Here is a 17887-nt window from a genome sequence, read left to right as displayed (position 1 = left end):
TTTGTTGAAATTCATTTAATCAAGTTTAAAACTTCAAGTATTCTAAAATTCTTCAAAATCTTGCCTCTTGCTTCTTTTTCCAAAAAAACATCAAAAAAATAAATAAATAAAAAAGCGTTCATTCATTTATTGTTTTATATTTGCAAAAAAAAGATATGAGAGTTAGAGATACTGATAAAGAAAAATTGGTTGTCGAAATGGCGATTGACCAGATTGTACAGGAAGGATTTCAAGGTTTCAGCATGAACAAATTGGCTAAAGCCTGTTCGATTTCTGTTGGTACGCTCTATATTTATTATGCTGACAAAGATGATTTAATTCAGAAAATTGGGGGCGAAATGGCGCTGAAGTTTTTTAAAAGCACCATAAAAGACTTTTCGCCCGATATGCCATTTGAAGAAGGTTTGTGGAGACAATGGGAAAACCGCGCCAGCTTTGCAATGAAATACCCCAAAGAAGTTGCATTTTTTGAAATCATCAGACATTCTCCCCACGGAGAAATCATACTGGATTCGATTGCTGAGTTTGCCGATTTCAGAACCATTATGAAAGATTTTATAGAAAATGCCCTTCGAAATAAAGAACTTCTCCCAATGAATTTTGAGGCATTTTGGTGCGTGGCTTATGGACCTCTTTATACCTTGCTCAACATGCATGCTGAGCGCAAAAGTATGGGAGGAAAACCTTTTGTACTCACAGAAAAAATTATGAAAGAAGCCTTTCAGGCAACAGTTAAAGGCTTAAAACCATGAAAAATTATGGAAACAGATTTAAACACAATACATATTTTTAAAACAAACATTAGCGCAATCGAATCTAATTGTCCAGCGCATTACGCACTTAACAATCATCAAAATATCGCGCAGTGGAGCGTTGATTGTGAAGATGTTGATTGCGTTCTTCGAGTGGTTTCGGAAACATTGAAACCACAAGAAATTATCAAAATAATAAGCGATTTGGGCTTTGAATGCCAAGAATTATCGTAAAAACTTATAATATAAAAATGGAAAAAACTACCATAGAAAGCTCCGCTTTCACTTCGCATCAAAAAATTATTATCGCCATACTGGCGCTTTTGCAATTTACCGTAATATTAGACTTCGTCGTAATTTCTCCGCTTGGTGATATCTTAATGAAAAAGCTGAGCATGACGACTTCAGATTTTGGTTTTGCCGTTTCTGCGTATGCTTTTAGTGCTGGAATTTCTGGACTTTTGGCTGCAGGTTTTGCTGATAAATTCGACAGAAAAAAATTACTGATTTTCTTTTACATCGGATTTATTATCGGAACTGTTTTTTGCGCTTTTTCTTCGAGTTATCATATGCTGCTTATGGCGCGTATTTTTACAGGACTTTTTGGAGGTGTAATTGGCTCTATTTCATTGGCTATTGTAACCGATTTATTTGTGATTCAGCAACGCGGTCGTGTAATGGGATTTATCCAAATGGCCTACGCATCGAGTCAGATTCTTGGAATACCTGCCGGATTATTTTTTGCTAATCATTGGGGTTGGCATTCAACCTTTATTATGATTGCGGTTTTAGGGCTGTTAATTCTGGCAGCAGTTTTAACGCAATTACCGGCAATTACAAAGCACTTGGAAATGCAATCAGACAAAAGCCCATTTTTGCATTTGTGGCATACATTAAGCAACAAACAATACCAGATTGGGTTTATGGCAATTGCTTTTCTTTCGGTAGGAGGTTTTATGTTGCAGCCTTTTGGAAGCGCTTATTTAGTTAACAATATTCATATAAGTCAGGAAGAATTGCCAATGGTGTTTTTCTTTACAGGTCTTTCTGTACTTATTATTATGCCGCTTATCGGGAAATTAAGTGACAAAATAAGCAAGTTCAAATTATTTGCTGCTGGATCTATTCTCTCTGTAATTATGATTTTGATTTACACTAATTTAAGTCCAATTCCACTTTGGCAGATTGTTGTCCTAAATATGATTTTATTTATGGGAATCATGAGCCGAATGATTCCGGCAACAACATTAAATACTGCAATTCCTGACATGCAGGATCGTGGTGCTTATATGTCGATAACGTCATCATTGCAGCAAATCGCTGGTGGAATTGGAGCTGTTTGTGCCGGATTTATTGTGCATCAGCAAACAAAAACTTCACCTTTAGAACACTATGATATTTTAGGACTTGTGGTTTCAGGAGTTACTTTGCTGAGTGTATTGCTAATTTATAGAGTAAGCCAATTGGCGAAAGCCAAAGTTAAAGATGCTAATCTTTAATTTCGGTTTTTAGAAATAAACAAAAGCTTGTTCAGTAACGGACAAGCTTTTTGTTTTTAAGGTAAACTGTTTTGTTTTTTCTTCCAATAAAAATAAACTGATAGTACGTTTATAGTTGCCAAAATCCATAAAATCGGACTGCTGAAAAAGCTGTAGTAACTTCTCCCGTTTGGTATTTCGACAAAAGGAACTGTGATAAGAATGTCTAAAACTAAAGCTGTTATAGACATTGCAATTCCAAGCAGTAAACCATTAGTTTTTGAAACTTTTTTATAATAAATCTTAGCGCCAAGAATTCCAAAAAAGATAATTCCGAACATTGCGATTAAAGATTGGAGCCAGAAGAATTCCTTTATAAATGGAATTTGATCTAAAATATAAAAGGATAAACTCACGCAAATCCAGACGATTAAACCAGACAAGATTGCTCTAAAATAATTCATCTGTAAAGTCTTAAGAATTCCAGATTCCGGTTTGCGCTGTTTCTTTCGCGTAAGCGGAAAAATCTTTTGCTTTTCGGCCCAAAACTTTTTCAATATCAGAAGTGATATGCGAATTTCTTCCGTCCAAAACCTCTTCAAAAAGATAATTCACAAGCCAAATATGATCTTCAGGAACCTGATATTCTTGCAACATCTGCGCGTATTCTTCTAATGATAAACCTTGAAAAGTAATGTTTCTACCGCTCGCTTCAGCAATTGTATTTACGGCTTCTTTAAAAGTCAATAATCTCGGACCGGTTAATTCGTAGGTTTTTGAATTATGATTTTCATCTAAAAGTGATTCCAAAACAACATCAGCAATATCATCGGCATCGGTAAAAGGTTCAAGCGCTTCGGCTCTGGGCAAAGCGACAATTCCGGCTAAAATAGGTTCCAGAAAGAAGCTTTCGCTAAAGTTTTGATTGAACCAGCTTGCACGCACAATGGTCCAGTTTTTAGCATTTTCTTTTACGATTTCCTCGCAAAGCTGCGCTTCTTTTTCGCCTCTTCCAGATAATAAAACTATTTTTTGAACACCTGATTTTGTCGCTGTTTCGGTAAATTTTTGAATCGATTCAACTGCCGAAGGAATGGCTAAATCAGGTTGAAATGTTACGTAAACAATCTCAATATCCTTCAGGACATTTTCCCAGGTTTCTGGTTTTTCCCAATCGAAAGGAATTTTCTCATTTCGAGAACCTAGACGAATTTCAACGTTTGGATTATTTTTCAATCTTTCGATAACTCTGCGTCCCGTTTTCCCGTTGGAACCCAAGACTAAAATTTTCTTTTTGTTCATATCAATATTCTTTAAAGGATTACTGATACAAAGTTGATTACATTAAAAAAGAATCATTTGTCGCAAAAGAATTATGATTTGTCTGAAAGGAATTGAATACGCACTTCATTCGGTCGCATTCCGAATTTTTTCTGAAAGGCATTCGAAAAAGAACTCAAACTTTCATAACCAACTTCCCAAGCCGCTTCCTGAACCGTTTTTTCGCTTTCGCGGAGTAATTCATATGCTTTATGAAGCCGTTCTTCCTGAACATATTTGAAAACAGGAATCCCGAAAAGTTCTTTGAAATTCTTTTTCAGTTTATTGCTATTCAATCCCACCATTTTCGATAATTGCGTGATTGATGGCGGTTTAGAATAATGTGTGGCAACAATTTCTTTCGCTTTAAAGAGTTTGTTTTTATCAATTTCCGAAAAATCAATTTTGGCATCCGTACTTAAAAGAGCAAAAAAATGAGCCAAAAGTTCGTTGACCTGACTTCTTAAAAATAATAATCGCGCATTTCCGGAATAAGTGGTGTTGAAGATTTTCTGAACCGCCAATTGCATATCAAGTGTCATGTAATAGGAAGGTCCTTTTACAAAATGTTCCTTCGGATTTAATAATTCCGGAAGGTGTTTTTCAAAAATCTCTTTTTCGGCTTCAGGAAGTGAATTTAGATGTTTCGGTTTGGTAAAAATACTGATGGATTGCAACGGTTTGTCAGGTTCAATTTTATGTGAGAATTCGACTTTCTGATTTCCAAAAAAACAGATGGCCAAACCAGTCGTGTTTGTGAGATATTTTGTTTGGTTGTTGTGCTTAATTTCGAGCTCGACATTGCCAGATCCATAAAATGCAAACCCAACTGCATCGCCGTCGATTTCGCATTTTTGAATGATAGTTTTTGCGGTGTTTGATTGTTCGATCAAAACAATAAAGTCATTCAATTCTATAATATCGGTTGTCATTTGGTAGTGATGTATTTTGAGAATTGTTTAAAAGAAAAAACATATTTTCATTTCTTTCCTGACTTTTATAAAATTAAGTATAAACAATTCTTAAATTATGTAAAATGTTTAAAATTAAACAATTAGTTTAATTTTGGCAATTCGATTTTTGAACTTCAAACTTTTAGAACCTTTAAATGAGACTCTAAAGTCCTTTTTTTGTAACAGCTTTTTTGATGAAATTTTGCTCTTTCTAGAGTTCGCTGTTGATAACTGTTTTTTTTAATTGAAGAATAAATGCGTTTTTACCTGTTGACAACTTTATTTAGATTCTTTTTAAATAACTGGTCTTTCGAGCATTATGAGTTTAAAAAGAGCTGTTGATAAAAACTTTTTTAACAAATTAAATACTGCATTTTTTCCTGTTGATAATTGCTTCTATTTTTAACATCAAACGGGAAGAAAAACAAAAATGTCTGGCTTAAATTTGTAAGTAACGAGATGTAAAAATACCTCCCAAATCGGCATTTCGTATCCTTGTTTTGTCACCATTAAATATTTTATATTATGTCTATTTTCGATAAAAGAATCAATTATAAGCCTTTTGAATACCCGGAGGTACTGCAATTTACTGAAGCCATTAATAAAGCGTACTGGGTTCATACTGAGGTTGATTTTACTGCAGATACGCAGGATTTTCATTCACATTTATCACCAGCTGAAAAAACGGCAATAAAAAACAGTCTGCTGGCAATTGCTCAGATTGAAGTTGCAGTAAAAAGCTTTTGGGGAAACATTTATGAGCATTTCCCAAAACCGGAATTTAATGGACTGGGAACTACTTTTGCCGAATGTGAATTCAGACATTCTGAAGCGTATTCTCGTTTGTTGGAGGTTTTAGGTTATAACGATGAATTCGAAAAATTACTGGACGTTCCTGTAATTCGCAAACGTGTCGATTATCTTTCAAATGTTTTAAAAGATACGCGTTCGCAGGACAATAAAAAATATATGGTTTCGCTGATTTTGTTCAGCATTCTTATCGAAAATGTTTCGCTTTTTAGTCAGTTTGCGATTTTGCTTTCGTTTACGAGATTCAAAGGCTACATGAAAAATGTGAGTAATATTATTGCCTGGACTTCAATCGATGAACAGATTCATGCTAACGGCGGAATTTTCATCATTAATAAAATCCGCGAAGAATTTCCAGATTATTTTGATGATGCTACTTTGTTAACAATCAGAGATACAGTAAAAGACTCAATTGGTGTAGAGTCGGATATTTTAGACTGGATTTTTGAAGATGGCGAAATTGAAAGCATCAACAAAAAAGACTTGGTTAATTTCATGAAATTCAGATTAGACGAAAGTCTGAAACAAATAGGAATTCCAACGGTTTTTGATGTTTCGATAGAAGATTACAGAGCAATGTCATGGTTTGAAGAGGAAGTTTTTGCAAACAGTTTAGATGATTTTTTTGCAAAAAGACCGGTAGAATATACCAAACATGACAAAAGTATTACGGCAAACGACCTCTTCTAAATTGAAAAAATATGAATACAATAGATATAAATCAAGAAAGCCTTCCGCTGAGTGGAGCTGGAAATAAAATGTGGTGGAAAAACTCCGAAAGTGAGCAAATTTTAAATCGTGGTTATCTGTTAAAAGGAGAAACTGTCGAAGGTGCAATTGACAGAATTTGTTCCGCAGCAGCGCGCCGACTTTATAAACCTGAACTAAAAGATTCTTTCGTAGAAATGATCGAACGAGGCTGGATGAGCATCAGTTCTCCGGTTTGGGCGAATATGGGTACAGAACGTGGTTTGCCAATTTCTTGTTTCAATGTTCATATTCCGGATAAAATTGAAGGAATCACGCATAAATTGGGAGAAGTGATTATGCAGACCAAAATTGGTGGCGGAACTTCAGGTTATTTTGGAGAAATGCGCGGCAGAGGAAGTGCCGTAACCGATAACGGAAAAAGTAGTGGAGCTGTAAGTTTTATGAAACTTTTTGATACCGCAATGGATACGATTTCGCAAGGCGGCGTTCGTCGTGGTGCGTTTGCAGCTTATCTTGACGTGGATCACCCAGATATTGAGGAATTTTTGAAGATAAAAAGCATCGGTAATCCAATTCAGAATTTGTTTACCGGAATTTCAGTACCAGATTATTGGATGCAGGAAATGATCGACGGCGATGTGGAGAAACGTCAAATTTGGGCAAAAGTGTTAGAAAGCCGTCAGCAAAAAGGATTACCTTATATTTTCTTCAGTGATAATGTAAATAAAAACAAGCCTCAGGTTTATAAAGATAAAAATCTGCGAATCAATGCGAGCAATTTATGTAGTGAAATTATGCTTCCGTCCGATTTTGATGAATCGTTTATTTGCTGTCTTTCGTCAATGAATTTGGAACTTTATGAAGAATGGAAAGATACCGAAGCAGTAAAATTGGCGATCTTTTTCTTAGATGCCGTTTTACAGGAATTTATCGAAAAGACGGAAGGCAACTATTATCTTTCTGCAGCTAATAAATTTGCTAAAAGACACCGCGCTTTAGGTTTAGGCGTTTTAGGATGGCATTCGTATTTGCAGAAAAATATGATTCCGTTTGAAGGTTTAGAAGCCAAAATGAAAACGACTGAAATTTTCAAACATATTAGTGACAAAGCCGATAAAGCAACACAAGATTTAGCCCGAATTTATGGTGAACCAGAATTGCTTAAAGGTTATGGAAGACGTAATACTACGACAATGGCAATTGCGCCTACAACCTCTTCATCGGCAATTTTGGGGCAGACTTCTCCGGGAATTGAGCCTTTCAGCAGTAATTATTACAAAGCAGGTTTGAGCAAAGGAAATTTTATGCGAAAAAATAAATACCTGAAAAAATTATTGGAAGAAAAAGGTTTGGATAATGAAGAAGTTTGGCGCGGTATTATGCTGAATGGAGGAAGTGTACAACACATGGAACAGCTTTCGCAAACAGAAAAAGACGTTTTTAAAACCTTCAAAGAAATCAGTCAGCTTGAAATTGTTCAGCAGGCAGCAATTCGTCAGAAATTTGTGGATCAGGGACAGAGTTTGAACCTTAATATTCCGGCAGAATTGCCTATTAAAGAAGTAAATCGCTTAATGATCGAATCGTGGCAACTCGGAATTAAAAGTTTGTATTACCAAAGAAGCCAAAGCGTTTCTAAAGAATTGGTTACAAGTCTTGTGAGTTGTAGTAGTTGTGAATCGTAAAATTGGCATTATAATAATTGAAAAAAGAGAAGCAAAGTAGCTTCTCTTTTTTTGTTTGAGCCAATTTTAAAAAGACTCAAACTGTATTTAAAATATTTTAATATATAATGGTGGTTATTATGATAATTTAAAAAATAGATTAAATTTGTGTATATCAAAAATATAAAGCGATGAGTTTAAAAGATTTATTAGATAATAGTAAAGACAAAAGTCTATCAGAACAAAAATGGCATATGCTGCGACAACTTATTGTAAAGCGCTTGCTATCGGGTGGAAACTCAACCATCGCCGAATTAAGTGCTGAGTTACAATCAAGCGTTCCAACGGTGACAAAAGCCGTGAATGAATTATTGGCTGAAGGCTATGTTGTTGATATGGGAAAAATCACTAATAGTGGCGGACGCAGGCCTTCATTGTTTAGTATTAATCCGACTTGTGCTTATTTTTTGGGTGTTGAAGTGGGTTTGACCAGTATGTCAATCGGATTACAAAATATTAAAAACGAATTGGTTAGTGTAGAATTGGGAACTTCTTTTATATTAGAGAATACTCAAGACTCATTGGATAAATTTTGCAGTTTAATCAACTCTTTTATAGAAGATAGTTCAGTCGAGAAGAAGATGATTATGGGCGTTTGTATCAACTTTTCAGGGCGTATCAATTCTATGGAAGGTTTTAGTTATAACTACTTTTTTAGTGAAAACAGACCGTTAACAGAAATCATATCAGAACAATTGGATCTTCCGGTTCATTTAGAAAATGATACCCGCGCTATGGCTTTTGGTGAATATTGCGAAGGAGTTGTAGACGATGAACAAAACATAATATTCGTGAATTACAGTTGGGGAGTCGCTATCGGGATGATTACCGACGGTAAATTGTATTATGGAAAATCCGGTTATTCGGGAGAGTTTGGTCACAGTACTATATTTAATAATGAAATAATGTGCCAATGCGGAAAATTAGGTTGTCTTGAAACTGAAATTTCCGGATGGTCATTAATCAATCAGTTTAAGGATGCTATTAAAGATGGTAAACAATCTAAAGTAACACTTGATGATAAATCGCCAGTATTACAGCATCATACAATAATTACGGGAGCTGTCAATCTTGAAGATACGCTCTGTGTGGACCTTGTTACCCAGCAAAGTGAAAAAATGGGACGTTACCTTTCTATACTTCTAAATATCTTCAATCCTGATCTTCTTGTAATAGGTGGAGATTTTGCGCAATTGGGCGATTATGCTCTTTTGCCTATTCAGTCTGCTTTAAAGAAATATTCTCTTGGTTTGGTCAATCGCGACATGAAGCTTAAAAAATCCACTTTAGGTCGTCGTGCCGGCGTTATTGGTGCTTGTTGCGTCATTAAAGAAAAGCTTTTGTTTTCTTTAATTAATAATTAAATTAATAAACAAACACTAGTTATTAAAATTATTTAATAACTAGTGTTGTTATATTAAATTTATTTATATCTTTACAAAATAATAATAAATTGTTTAGATAAAGTTTACGTACAAGATAGATTTTATTCTTTCCAAAATTTGACATAAGAGCCGAACTAACCACTCGGAATAAAAATATTGTTTTTTGATCATAAAAAAAGCCAGCCAATGCTGTGAACATTGCTGGCTTGTTCTCTACGGAACGATGATTAGGAATAAATACATTGATCTTAACAAAGTTTTATTAACCAAACCATTACAAAAGTATGAAATTATTGCCTAAAAGTAAACCTAAAAAAAATAGGTTTATTCCTAAACACGTAAAAGTTATTAAACTGACGTCGACATTGCTTTTAGCTTTTACCATGCAAATCGCTGTCGCAAAAACAGAAAAAAGCATTGTACTTACAGATAAGAGTGTAAAAAACAATCCATCGGTTCAGAGAAAGGTTACAGGAAAAGTTACGAATGAAAAAGGAGAATCTCTTCCGGGTGTAAATATTGTTGCTAAAGGAACTACAGTTAGCACGCAAACCGATTTTGACGGGAAATTTACTTTTGAAGTTCCTGATAATGCCACAACGCTTGTTGTTACTTACATTGGATTACAAGATCAGGAAGTTACCATTACAGACGGACTTATGAATATTGTTCTGAAAGAAGTGGGCCAACAAATGAATGAAGTAATTGTAGTAGGTTACGGATCGCAAAACAGAAGAACATTAAGTACAGCGGTTTCGAAATTGGATAAAAAAGTTCTTGAAAACGTACCTTATTCAAACGTTACACAATCCTTACAAGGAAGTGTTACCGGTTTGGTTGTAAAAACTTCTTCAGGACAACCAGGAAAAGCATCTAATGTAATTGTTCGTGGAGGTACTTCTATTGATAATCCTTCAGGCGCAACTCCTTTATATATTGTAGATGGAGTTTTGCGTTCGCAGATTGATGACATCAACTCTTTAGATATCGCTTCTCTTCAGGTTTTAAAAGATGCCGCAGCTACTTCGATCTACGGTGCACGTGCTTCTAATGGGGTTATTATTGTAACTACAAATACTGGAAAAGCCGGAAAATTAAAAGTAAGTTACAACGTTTCTACCCAAAACAGCCGAATCAGTAAAAAATACGACTTCATGGATGGAGGCGAATATATCAGACTTCAGCGTTTAGGTTTGTATAATGCGGCCGAAATTGCCGGACTTTCTACAACAACAGGAATTGCGCGTTTAGGTCAGTTAACTGGTGCAACTCCGGCGGGAACTGGAAATAATCTTCAAAATAATACACCTTTTGCAACTCTATTAAAATCGAATTTATCGGCAGAAACAATTGGTACGCTTCAAGGTAAAGGATGGCAGGAAATTGCTGATCCGTTGAATCCTAGTAATACCATTATGTATAAAAGTACAGATTGGAATGATGTTTTGTTTCAGGATGCCATTACGCAAAGTCATACGCTTGGTTTTAGCGGAGGTACAGATACCGGTGTTTTCGATTTGAGTCTTGGTTATTTGAAAGGAGACGGAATTACGATTTTTACTGGTTATCAAAGATTTACAAGTAAATTGAATGCTTCATTAAAAGTAGCAGATAATTTTACAATCAACGGACGTGTTTTATTTTCTAAATCAAGTAATAATCAGGTTGTGGCAAACAGTGTGGTTTTCAACAGATATTTAGGAAACTCACCAACAACAAAATTGTATTTAGAAGACGGTTCTTTGGCTCCGGGGCAAAACAACATCAACGGAAATCCATTGTATCAAATGGGTAAAGTGAAAGGGATAAACGAGAATAACAAACTGCAGATGGGCGTAGATGGTGAATTAAGATTGGCTAAAGATTTTACATTCACGCCATCGATGTCTTTGTACAGCGAAAATGAAAATGACAATACTTTTCAGCAAGCATTTTTAAGCGGAAGCAGCGGTTTGGTAGACAACAGCCGACCTGCAACAAGATTGAGCAACCAAATTTATCAGGTTCAGTATGAAGGTGTTTTTGCTTATAAAAAAGGCTGGGATCAAATTGGTGATTTTGATGCAAAATTGGGAGTTTCAAAATACGACAGAACAATTAAGGCTTTTAATGCTGCAGGAAAAGGAAGTCCTTCTGATTTGGCGCAGACTTTAGATTCTTCTCCAATTCCGGTTTCGGTTTACAGTAACAATACAAAATTGGTTTTGAATAGTGTTTTCGGGCGTTTGAACTACGATTATAAAAACAGATATTTTGCTACAGCTTCTTTTAGATATGACGGATCATCAAGTTTAGGACCTGATAACCGATATGGATTTTTCCCTGGAATATCTGCAGGATGGAATGTTCAGGAAGAAAAATTCTGGGTTAATGCAATGCCAAAATTCTTCTCTTCACTTAAACTTCGTGGAAGTTATGGTGTAAATGGAAACTTAGGAACTTTAGGTGATTTTCAGGCAGGTGGATTATACGCAGGATCAACAAACGGAATTGCAAACAGTTACAACGGACAATCAGCTATTATCAATTCTCAAATTGCAAATCCTGGTTTGAAATGGGAAGAGTCTGAAACAGTAAATGCCGGTTTTGATTTAGGTTTCAATGGCGATAAAATTAGAGTTATTGGAGATTTCTATAATAAGTTGACTTCAGATTTGCTTACTAATTTGACATTGGCATCAAATAGTGGTTTCTCAACCGTTTTGACCAATTTGGGAGGATTAAGAAGTAAAGGTTTTGAATTGGAATTACAGGCAACGGTTTACAATCAAAATGACTGGAAAATTAATGTTGGAGCAAACGTTTCTCATAATACAAATACAGTTGAAAAACTTCCATTTAATGGAAATGGAAACAATAGAATTGGAGGAACTGAAATCTGGGATTCAAAAAGCGGAACTTACAAATATGTTGGAGGATTGCAAGAAGGACAAAAAATTGGAGATTTCTACGCGCACAAACAATTGTATATTCTTTCTACGCAGGCAGAAGCGGATGCATACAACTTAAAAGTGCATGATACTTATGTTACAAAAACTGCTGGAAATGGAGGAAATCCAACAGGTAAAAAATTCGCTGGAGATGCTGTTTTTGAAGATACAGACAACAACGGAATCATCGATAGCAGAGACAGAACTTATATGGGTAATATGTTCCCGACATTCGTAGGAGGTTTCAATTTTGATGCAACTTACAAAGGTTTCTCTTTAACAGTAAGAACAGATTATTCTTTAGGCGCTACCATTTACAACGAAGCAAGAGCGCGTTTCTTAGGTCAGTTTCAGGGTAACTACGGTTTATTGGCCGAAAGTTCTCAGTCTTGGCAAAAAGAAGGAGATATTACAGATGTTCCTCGTTACCGTTGGGCAGACCAAACCAATCAAAACAATTTATTTAGATCAGAAGCTAGTGGAGCTGCTTACAACACCAATATGTTCCAAGGGAATAGCCGTTATTACGAAAGTGGAGATTATTTATGTATAAGAGAAATTACGTTTAGTTATAATTTCCCAAAAACAATTATCGAAAAAGCAGGTATTGCCTCACTGCGTATGTATGTAACAGGAAGTAATTTGTACTACTTTACTAAATACACAGGTTTGAGTCCTGAAGTTCAGGGTATTGATGGAGGATCAAGTTTAGGGTTAAATGCTGCGGGTTCTACAGGTACTTATCCTGTTCCTAGAAACATTATCCTTGGTTTAAACATCAGTTTGTAAATTTTAATTAAAAAATCATGAAAAAGAAATTTCTTTTATACGCAATATTTTTCTCGAGTCTTTCTGTATTTACTTCATGTCAGGACGATTTAGAATTAACTTCGGATAGTGTTATTACATCAGATAGTTTCTGGAAAACAGAAGATGATGCAAAAGCCGGAGTAAACGGAATGTACGTTAGTTTCAGAATTCAAACCCAGCAAAATTATTATTTGCTTGGTGGAGCAAGAAGTGCCGAAATTACTGGAGGAGTTCAGTCTCCGCTAACTTTGGCGAATTATTATAACAACAACCTTACACCACAAAACATTGATGTAGAGTGGGGCGGATTATATACTGTTATTCATCAGGCGAATTTGATTTTGAAATATGTACCTCAAATTCAGTTTAGTCCTTCAACAGTAAATGAACAAAAAAGATACATTGCTCAAGCTTATTCGATGCGTGCTTTGTGTTACTTTATTATGGCGCGTTCATGGGGTGGTGTTCCAATTGTAACAGATCCTACAGAAAACTCAAATCAGTCGCAATATATTATTCCACGTAATACTATTGAAGAGACTTTCGCTTTTATCAAATCGGATGTTGATGCTGCGATCGCGAACTTTCCTGATGCTGCAAATAATAAAACTCAATTGTCAGCGGCATCTGCTTACGCTTTAAAAGCCGATGTAAATTTATGGACAGCAAAACAGTTAAATGGAGGAACTACTGATTTGAATACTGCTTTAACAGCAATCAATGCAATACCGGGAACACCAACGTTAATGCCAAGTTTTAAAGATGTTTTTGCTTTCGATAAAAAAGCAAATGCTGAGGTTTTATTTGCCGTACGTTATTCATTGGGAGATTTGCCTTCATCATTGGCAGACAACTGGAACCAGTTTATGTTTGTTGGCCCAAGTGATTTTGCTCCATTAACAGCAGCACAGGCGGTTGCAGTTTTCGGAACTTTAGGAACTGGTTCAGGAAATGCAGGGATTTCAAGAGTTCAGCCAGATATTACAAGATTTAATTTTGGTGCTGATGATACCCGAAAAGCGGCAACGTATCAAACTTTATACAACGGTACAACTCCTGTTGTTACCGGTTTAGTAAAATACAACGGAACGGTAGACGGAACAATCAGACGATTTGTAAGTGATATTATTATTTATCGTTGGGCTGATATTCTGTTGATGAAAGCGGAAATTAAAAATGCTTTAGGGCAAGATCCTTCTACAGAAATGAATTTGGTAATGCAAAGAGCTGATGCAACGGCTTCATTCACCAATAGTACAAAAACAGCAAATGATGATGTAATTTTGAAAGAACGTTTGAAAGAATTGGCTTTTGAAGGAAAATCATGGTGGGATATTGTTCGTTTCAACAGAACGGATTTGGTTCCATCAATGGCCGGAAAACAAGTGTTGTTTCCAATTTCTCAAAATACAATTAATTTCAATCCAAAAATTGAACAGAATCCATTATAAAAAAGACAAAAAAATAAAATTTAAAGTTTGAAAAAGACTGGAAATGTAAAAGTTTCCAGTCTCTTAAAACAGAAAACATTAAAAACAAAAGTCATGAAAATCGAACATTTACAAGGTCTTATTTCTGCTCCTTTTACTCCTTTTGATGCGAGCGGAAAATTAGATGTAAGCTTAATTCCTGCGTATTATGCTTTTCTAAAAAGAAACGGAGTTACAGGAGCATTTATCATTGGCTCTACTGGCGAAGGAGTTTCGATGTCACTCGAGGAGAAAAAAAGCGTTGCTAAAGCCTGGGCAGATTGTTCTAATCACGATGCTGATTTTAAAGTAATGGTTTTCCTTGGCGGAACTTGCTTAGCAGACTGTATCGAATTAGCAAAATACTCGTATGAAATTGGTTTGTATGCCGTTTCTATAACTGCTCCATTTTATTTTAAACCCGGAAATGTTGATACACTCGCTGATATTTGTATTGAAGTTGGCGAAAGTGTTCCAAATATGCCTCTTTATTATTATCATATTCCGGTTTTAACCGGCGTAAATATTCCAATGTTTGATTTGGTAAGAGCTTTAGACGGAAGACTTCCAAACTTTGCCGGAGTAAAATATACACATGAAGATTTTATGGATTTTCAGAGTTGTATGAGTTATGCCAACGGAAAATTTGATATGCTTTGGGGACGCGATGAAAACATGCTTTCGGCCTTGGTTTTGGGTGCAAAAGGTGCTGTTGGAAGTACTTTTAATTATGCCGCTCCATTATATTACGATTTGATTGATGCTTTTAATGCCAATGATTTGGTTAAAGCCAGAAAATTGCAGCAAAAATCAATTGATATGATTCGTTTCTTAGGAAAGTATGGCGGAATTTCTGTTGGAAAAGCCTACATGAAATTGGTCGGGCAAAATCTAGGCGGATTCAGATTACCGGTTAAAAATATGAGCACTGAACAATTTGAATTATTCAAGATTGATGTTGCAGGTTTAAATTTCGATGAATTTAAATCAAAATAAAAGTTCGTTTTTCTAAAACAGATACTATGAACAAGTTTCTTTCTTTTCTAATTTTTACAATTTTAATTATGTCAACAACGGTTGGTTTTTCTCAGAAAACAAATATTTCGAAAATCGAATGGAAAAGAGAAGCACAATTGCAAAATGCCGATGGAAGTCTTTCCCTTGGTTTTGCAGGACCAATAAACGGAATAAGCAATGACGTTTTGATTGTTGCCGGCGGCGCTAATTTTCAGGATAAAATGCCTTGGGAAGGAGGAAAAAAACACTATTCAAAAGAGATTCATGTTTTAGAAAAAAAAGAAGGCCAATACATTTGGAATAAAAATGTAACAACACAATTGCCTGAAGCAATCGCTTACTGCGGAAGTGCTTCAACAAGTTTCGGAATCGTTTATGCAGGCGGGGAAAATGAAAATGGATTATCTGATAAAACGTATATTTTAAATTGGAATTCAAGTAAAAAAGAAATCGAAATTAAATCATTACCAAATTTTCCAATCAAGATTACCAATATCGCTTTAGTAAATGTTGAGAATGTAGTGTATGCTATTGGCGGCGATGAAGCTTCAAAAAGTTCAGATTTGGTTTTCAGTATCGATTTAAACAGCGAAAAAAAGGAATGGAAATCGGAATCCAAATTACCTTTTGCTTTGGCAAATTCAGTTGCTGTAGTTCAAAAAGAAAAAGAAGATGTAAATATTTATGTTGTTGGAGGAAGAACCAAAACAGCTTCAGGAATAAGTGATTTGCACAATACAACTTTGGCATTTAATTTAAAGAAACAGATTTGGGAGCAAAAAGCAGTTATTTCTGACGGCAAACAAACTACCAATTTTTCAGCAGGAGCGGGAGTTGCTTTTAATGATCGCTATATTATAATAACTGGCGGAGACAACGGGAATACTTTTCATAAAATAGAAACCTATTTATCCCAAATTGCAAAGACAGCTTCAGAAGAAGAAAAAGCAAAATTAATTGCAGAAAAAAATATCTTAAATACAACACATCAAGGATTTTACAATGCCATTTTATTGTACGATACCTTAAAAAATAAATGGTCAAAAATTGGTGAATTGCCTTTTTTGGCTCATGTAACCACAACAGCAGTGCTTTGGAACGATAAAATTGTTTTATCAAATGGCGAAATCAAACCTGGGATTCGTACGCCGGATGTTATGTTGGGAACTATAGAATAAAAAATAAAGTTACTTAAGAAACCTGTCAGGTTTAATTAAGGATAACTAATAAAAAAATTAACCAAACCAAAAATGAAAAACTCTAAATATTATCCTTGGCTCGTAGTAGCGTTACTCTGGATTGTAGCTTTATTGAACTACATGGACAGGCAAATGTTGGCGACCATGAGACCATCAATGGAAAACGATATTCCGGAACTTGTTTCAGGTGAAAATTTTGGACGTTTGATGGCTGTATTTCTTTGGATTTATGCTTTAATGAGTCCTGTTTCGGGAGTTATTGCAGATAAAGTAAATAGAAAATGGTTAATAATTGGCAGTTTGTTCGTGTGGTCTGCAGTTACTTATGCAATGGGTTATGCGAAAACATACGATGAGGTGTATTGGCTGAGAGCGATTATGGGCGTTAGTGAAGCCTTATATATTCCTGCCGGTTTATCACTCATTGCCGATTATCATCAGCAGAAAACAAGATCGCTTGCCATTGGTATTCATATGACGGGACTTTATGTGGGCTCGGCTTTGGGTGGTTTTGGTGCAACAATCGCAGCACGTTATTCCTGGAATTCGACTTTTCATCATTTCGGAATTGTCGGAGTGGTGTATTCTATTATTTTGATTTTCTTTTTGTACGAGAAAAAGACAAAGGTTTTTGATCCCGAATTCAATAAAACAAATGAAAAAGTTCCTTTGCTGAAAGGTCTGGCATTATTATTCACCAATATTTCATTTTGGGTAATTTTGTTTTATTTTGCAATCATCAGTTTACCGGGCTGGGCAACTAAAAATTGGCTTCCGACCTTGTTCTCGGATAATCTGAACATTACAATGGATCAGGCCGGACCTTTGGCAACTATTACTATTTCATTTTCATCTTTGTTGGGTGTACTTTTTGGAGGCGTTTTATCTGATAAATGGGTTCAGAAAAATATAAAAGGACGAATTTATACGAGTGCAATTGGTTTAAGTTTAACGATTCCTGCACTTATGCTGATAGGTTTTGGGCATTCGTTGTTTCATGTGGTTGGCGCAGTTTTGTGTTTTGGTATAGGATACGGAATGTTCGATGCGAATAATATGCCTATAATCTGTCAGTTCGTTTCATCAAAATATCGGGCAACAGCTTATGGCGTTCTAAATATGACAGGAGTTGGCTGTGGCGCATTGGTCACTTCTCTTTTAGGCAAATCAGCCGATACCGGGAATCTGGGTTATGGATTTTCTTTAATGGCCGGTGTCGTTCTGATTGCTCTGATAGTACAAATAAGTTTTTTGCGTCCTAAAGTAAATGACTTTGATGACCTGTAGGACGTATTAATTTACCCCATTTTACAATTTAGATTTGTTGGT

At 35.4% G+C, this 17887-nt stretch carries 14 protein-coding genes; 11 read left to right on the top strand and 3 right to left on the bottom strand.

From position 1 onward, the window contains the following. Positions 1-155: 155 nt before the first annotated feature. From BD847_RS13390 to BD847_RS13380, 3 genes are read left to right on the top strand one after another with little or no spacing between them, the layout of a single operon-like run. Positions 156-752, top strand: coding sequence for a TetR/AcrR family transcriptional regulator (locus BD847_RS13390; protein WP_115888770.1), 597 nt, complete (start codon positions 156-158; stop codon positions 750-752). 6 nt (positions 753-758) lie between these two features. After that, positions 759-986, top strand: a complete 228-nt coding sequence (locus BD847_RS13385) for a hypothetical protein (RefSeq protein WP_115888769.1) — start codon at positions 759-761, stop codon at positions 984-986. Between the two features lie 17 nt (positions 987-1003). Beyond that, a complete protein-coding gene (locus BD847_RS13380) occupies positions 1004-2251 on the top strand; it encodes an MFS transporter (RefSeq protein WP_115889022.1) in 1248 nt (415 codons plus the stop codon). 56 nt (positions 2252-2307) lie between these two features. Here BD847_RS13380 and BD847_RS13375 read toward each other — a convergent pair whose 3' ends face one another. From BD847_RS13375 to BD847_RS13365, 3 genes are all read right to left on the bottom strand, one after another. Next, positions 2308-2694, bottom strand: coding sequence for a DUF5367 family protein (locus tag BD847_RS13375; RefSeq protein ID WP_115888768.1), 387 nt, complete (start codon positions 2692-2694; stop codon positions 2308-2310). 10 nt (positions 2695-2704) lie between these two features. Beyond that, the gene (locus BD847_RS13370; RefSeq protein ID WP_115888767.1) at positions 2705-3532 is read right to left on the bottom strand and encodes an NAD(P)H-binding protein; all 828 of its coding nucleotides are present in this window, start codon (positions 3530-3532) and stop codon (positions 2705-2707) included. A gap of 71 nt (positions 3533-3603) precedes the next feature. Further along, the gene (locus BD847_RS13365; RefSeq protein WP_115888766.1) at positions 3604-4482 is read right to left on the bottom strand and encodes a helix-turn-helix domain-containing protein; all 879 of its coding nucleotides are present in this window, start codon (positions 4480-4482) and stop codon (positions 3604-3606) included. A 546-nt stretch (positions 4483-5028) separates the two neighbouring features. On the opposite strand from BD847_RS13365, the gene BD847_RS13360 reads away from it, so the two are divergent. The 8 genes from BD847_RS13360 (at position 5029) to BD847_RS13325 (ending at position 17845) form a co-directional block, all read left to right on the top strand. Continuing rightward, on the top strand, positions 5029-6003 hold the full coding sequence (locus tag BD847_RS13360) for a ribonucleotide-diphosphate reductase subunit beta (RefSeq protein ID WP_115888765.1): 975 nt from the start codon (positions 5029-5031) through the stop codon (positions 6001-6003). Between the two features lie 11 nt (positions 6004-6014). Beyond that, positions 6015-7709, top strand: coding sequence for a ribonucleoside-diphosphate reductase subunit alpha (locus BD847_RS13355; protein ID WP_115888764.1), 1695 nt, complete (start codon positions 6015-6017; stop codon positions 7707-7709). A gap of 170 nt (positions 7710-7879) precedes the next feature. Then, positions 7880-9112 (top strand): ROK family transcriptional regulator, encoded by a 1233-nt coding sequence (locus BD847_RS13350; RefSeq protein ID WP_115888763.1) that lies wholly within the window; start codon positions 7880-7882, stop codon positions 9110-9112. A gap of 305 nt (positions 9113-9417) precedes the next feature. After that, positions 9418-12852, top strand: coding sequence for a SusC/RagA family TonB-linked outer membrane protein (locus tag BD847_RS13345; RefSeq protein WP_115888762.1), 3435 nt, complete (start codon positions 9418-9420; stop codon positions 12850-12852). 17 nt (positions 12853-12869) lie between these two features. Next, positions 12870-14324, top strand: a complete 1455-nt coding sequence (locus BD847_RS13340; RefSeq protein ID WP_115888761.1) for a RagB/SusD family nutrient uptake outer membrane protein — start codon at positions 12870-12872, stop codon at positions 14322-14324. Between the two features lie 93 nt (positions 14325-14417). Further along, entirely contained in the window at positions 14418-15338 is a 921-nt protein-coding gene (locus tag BD847_RS13335; protein WP_115889021.1) for a dihydrodipicolinate synthase family protein, read from the top strand. Positions 15339-15364: 26 nt separating this feature from the next. Further along, positions 15365-16537 carry a galactose oxidase gene (locus BD847_RS13330; protein WP_115888760.1) on the top strand — a complete coding sequence of 391 codons (1173 nt, stop codon included), beginning with the start codon at positions 15365-15367 and terminating at the stop codon, positions 16535-16537. 72 nt (positions 16538-16609) lie between these two features. Further along, positions 16610-17845 (top strand): MFS transporter, encoded by a 1236-nt coding sequence (locus BD847_RS13325; RefSeq protein WP_115888759.1) that lies wholly within the window; start codon positions 16610-16612, stop codon positions 17843-17845. Positions 17846-17887 lie beyond the last annotated feature (42 nt).

It is taken from the genome of Flavobacterium cutihirudinis (assembly GCF_003385895.1).
GTDB lineage: Bacteria > Bacteroidota > Bacteroidia > Flavobacteriales > Flavobacteriaceae > Flavobacterium > Flavobacterium cutihirudinis.
This window is presented reverse-complemented; position numbering and strand designations above follow the sequence as displayed.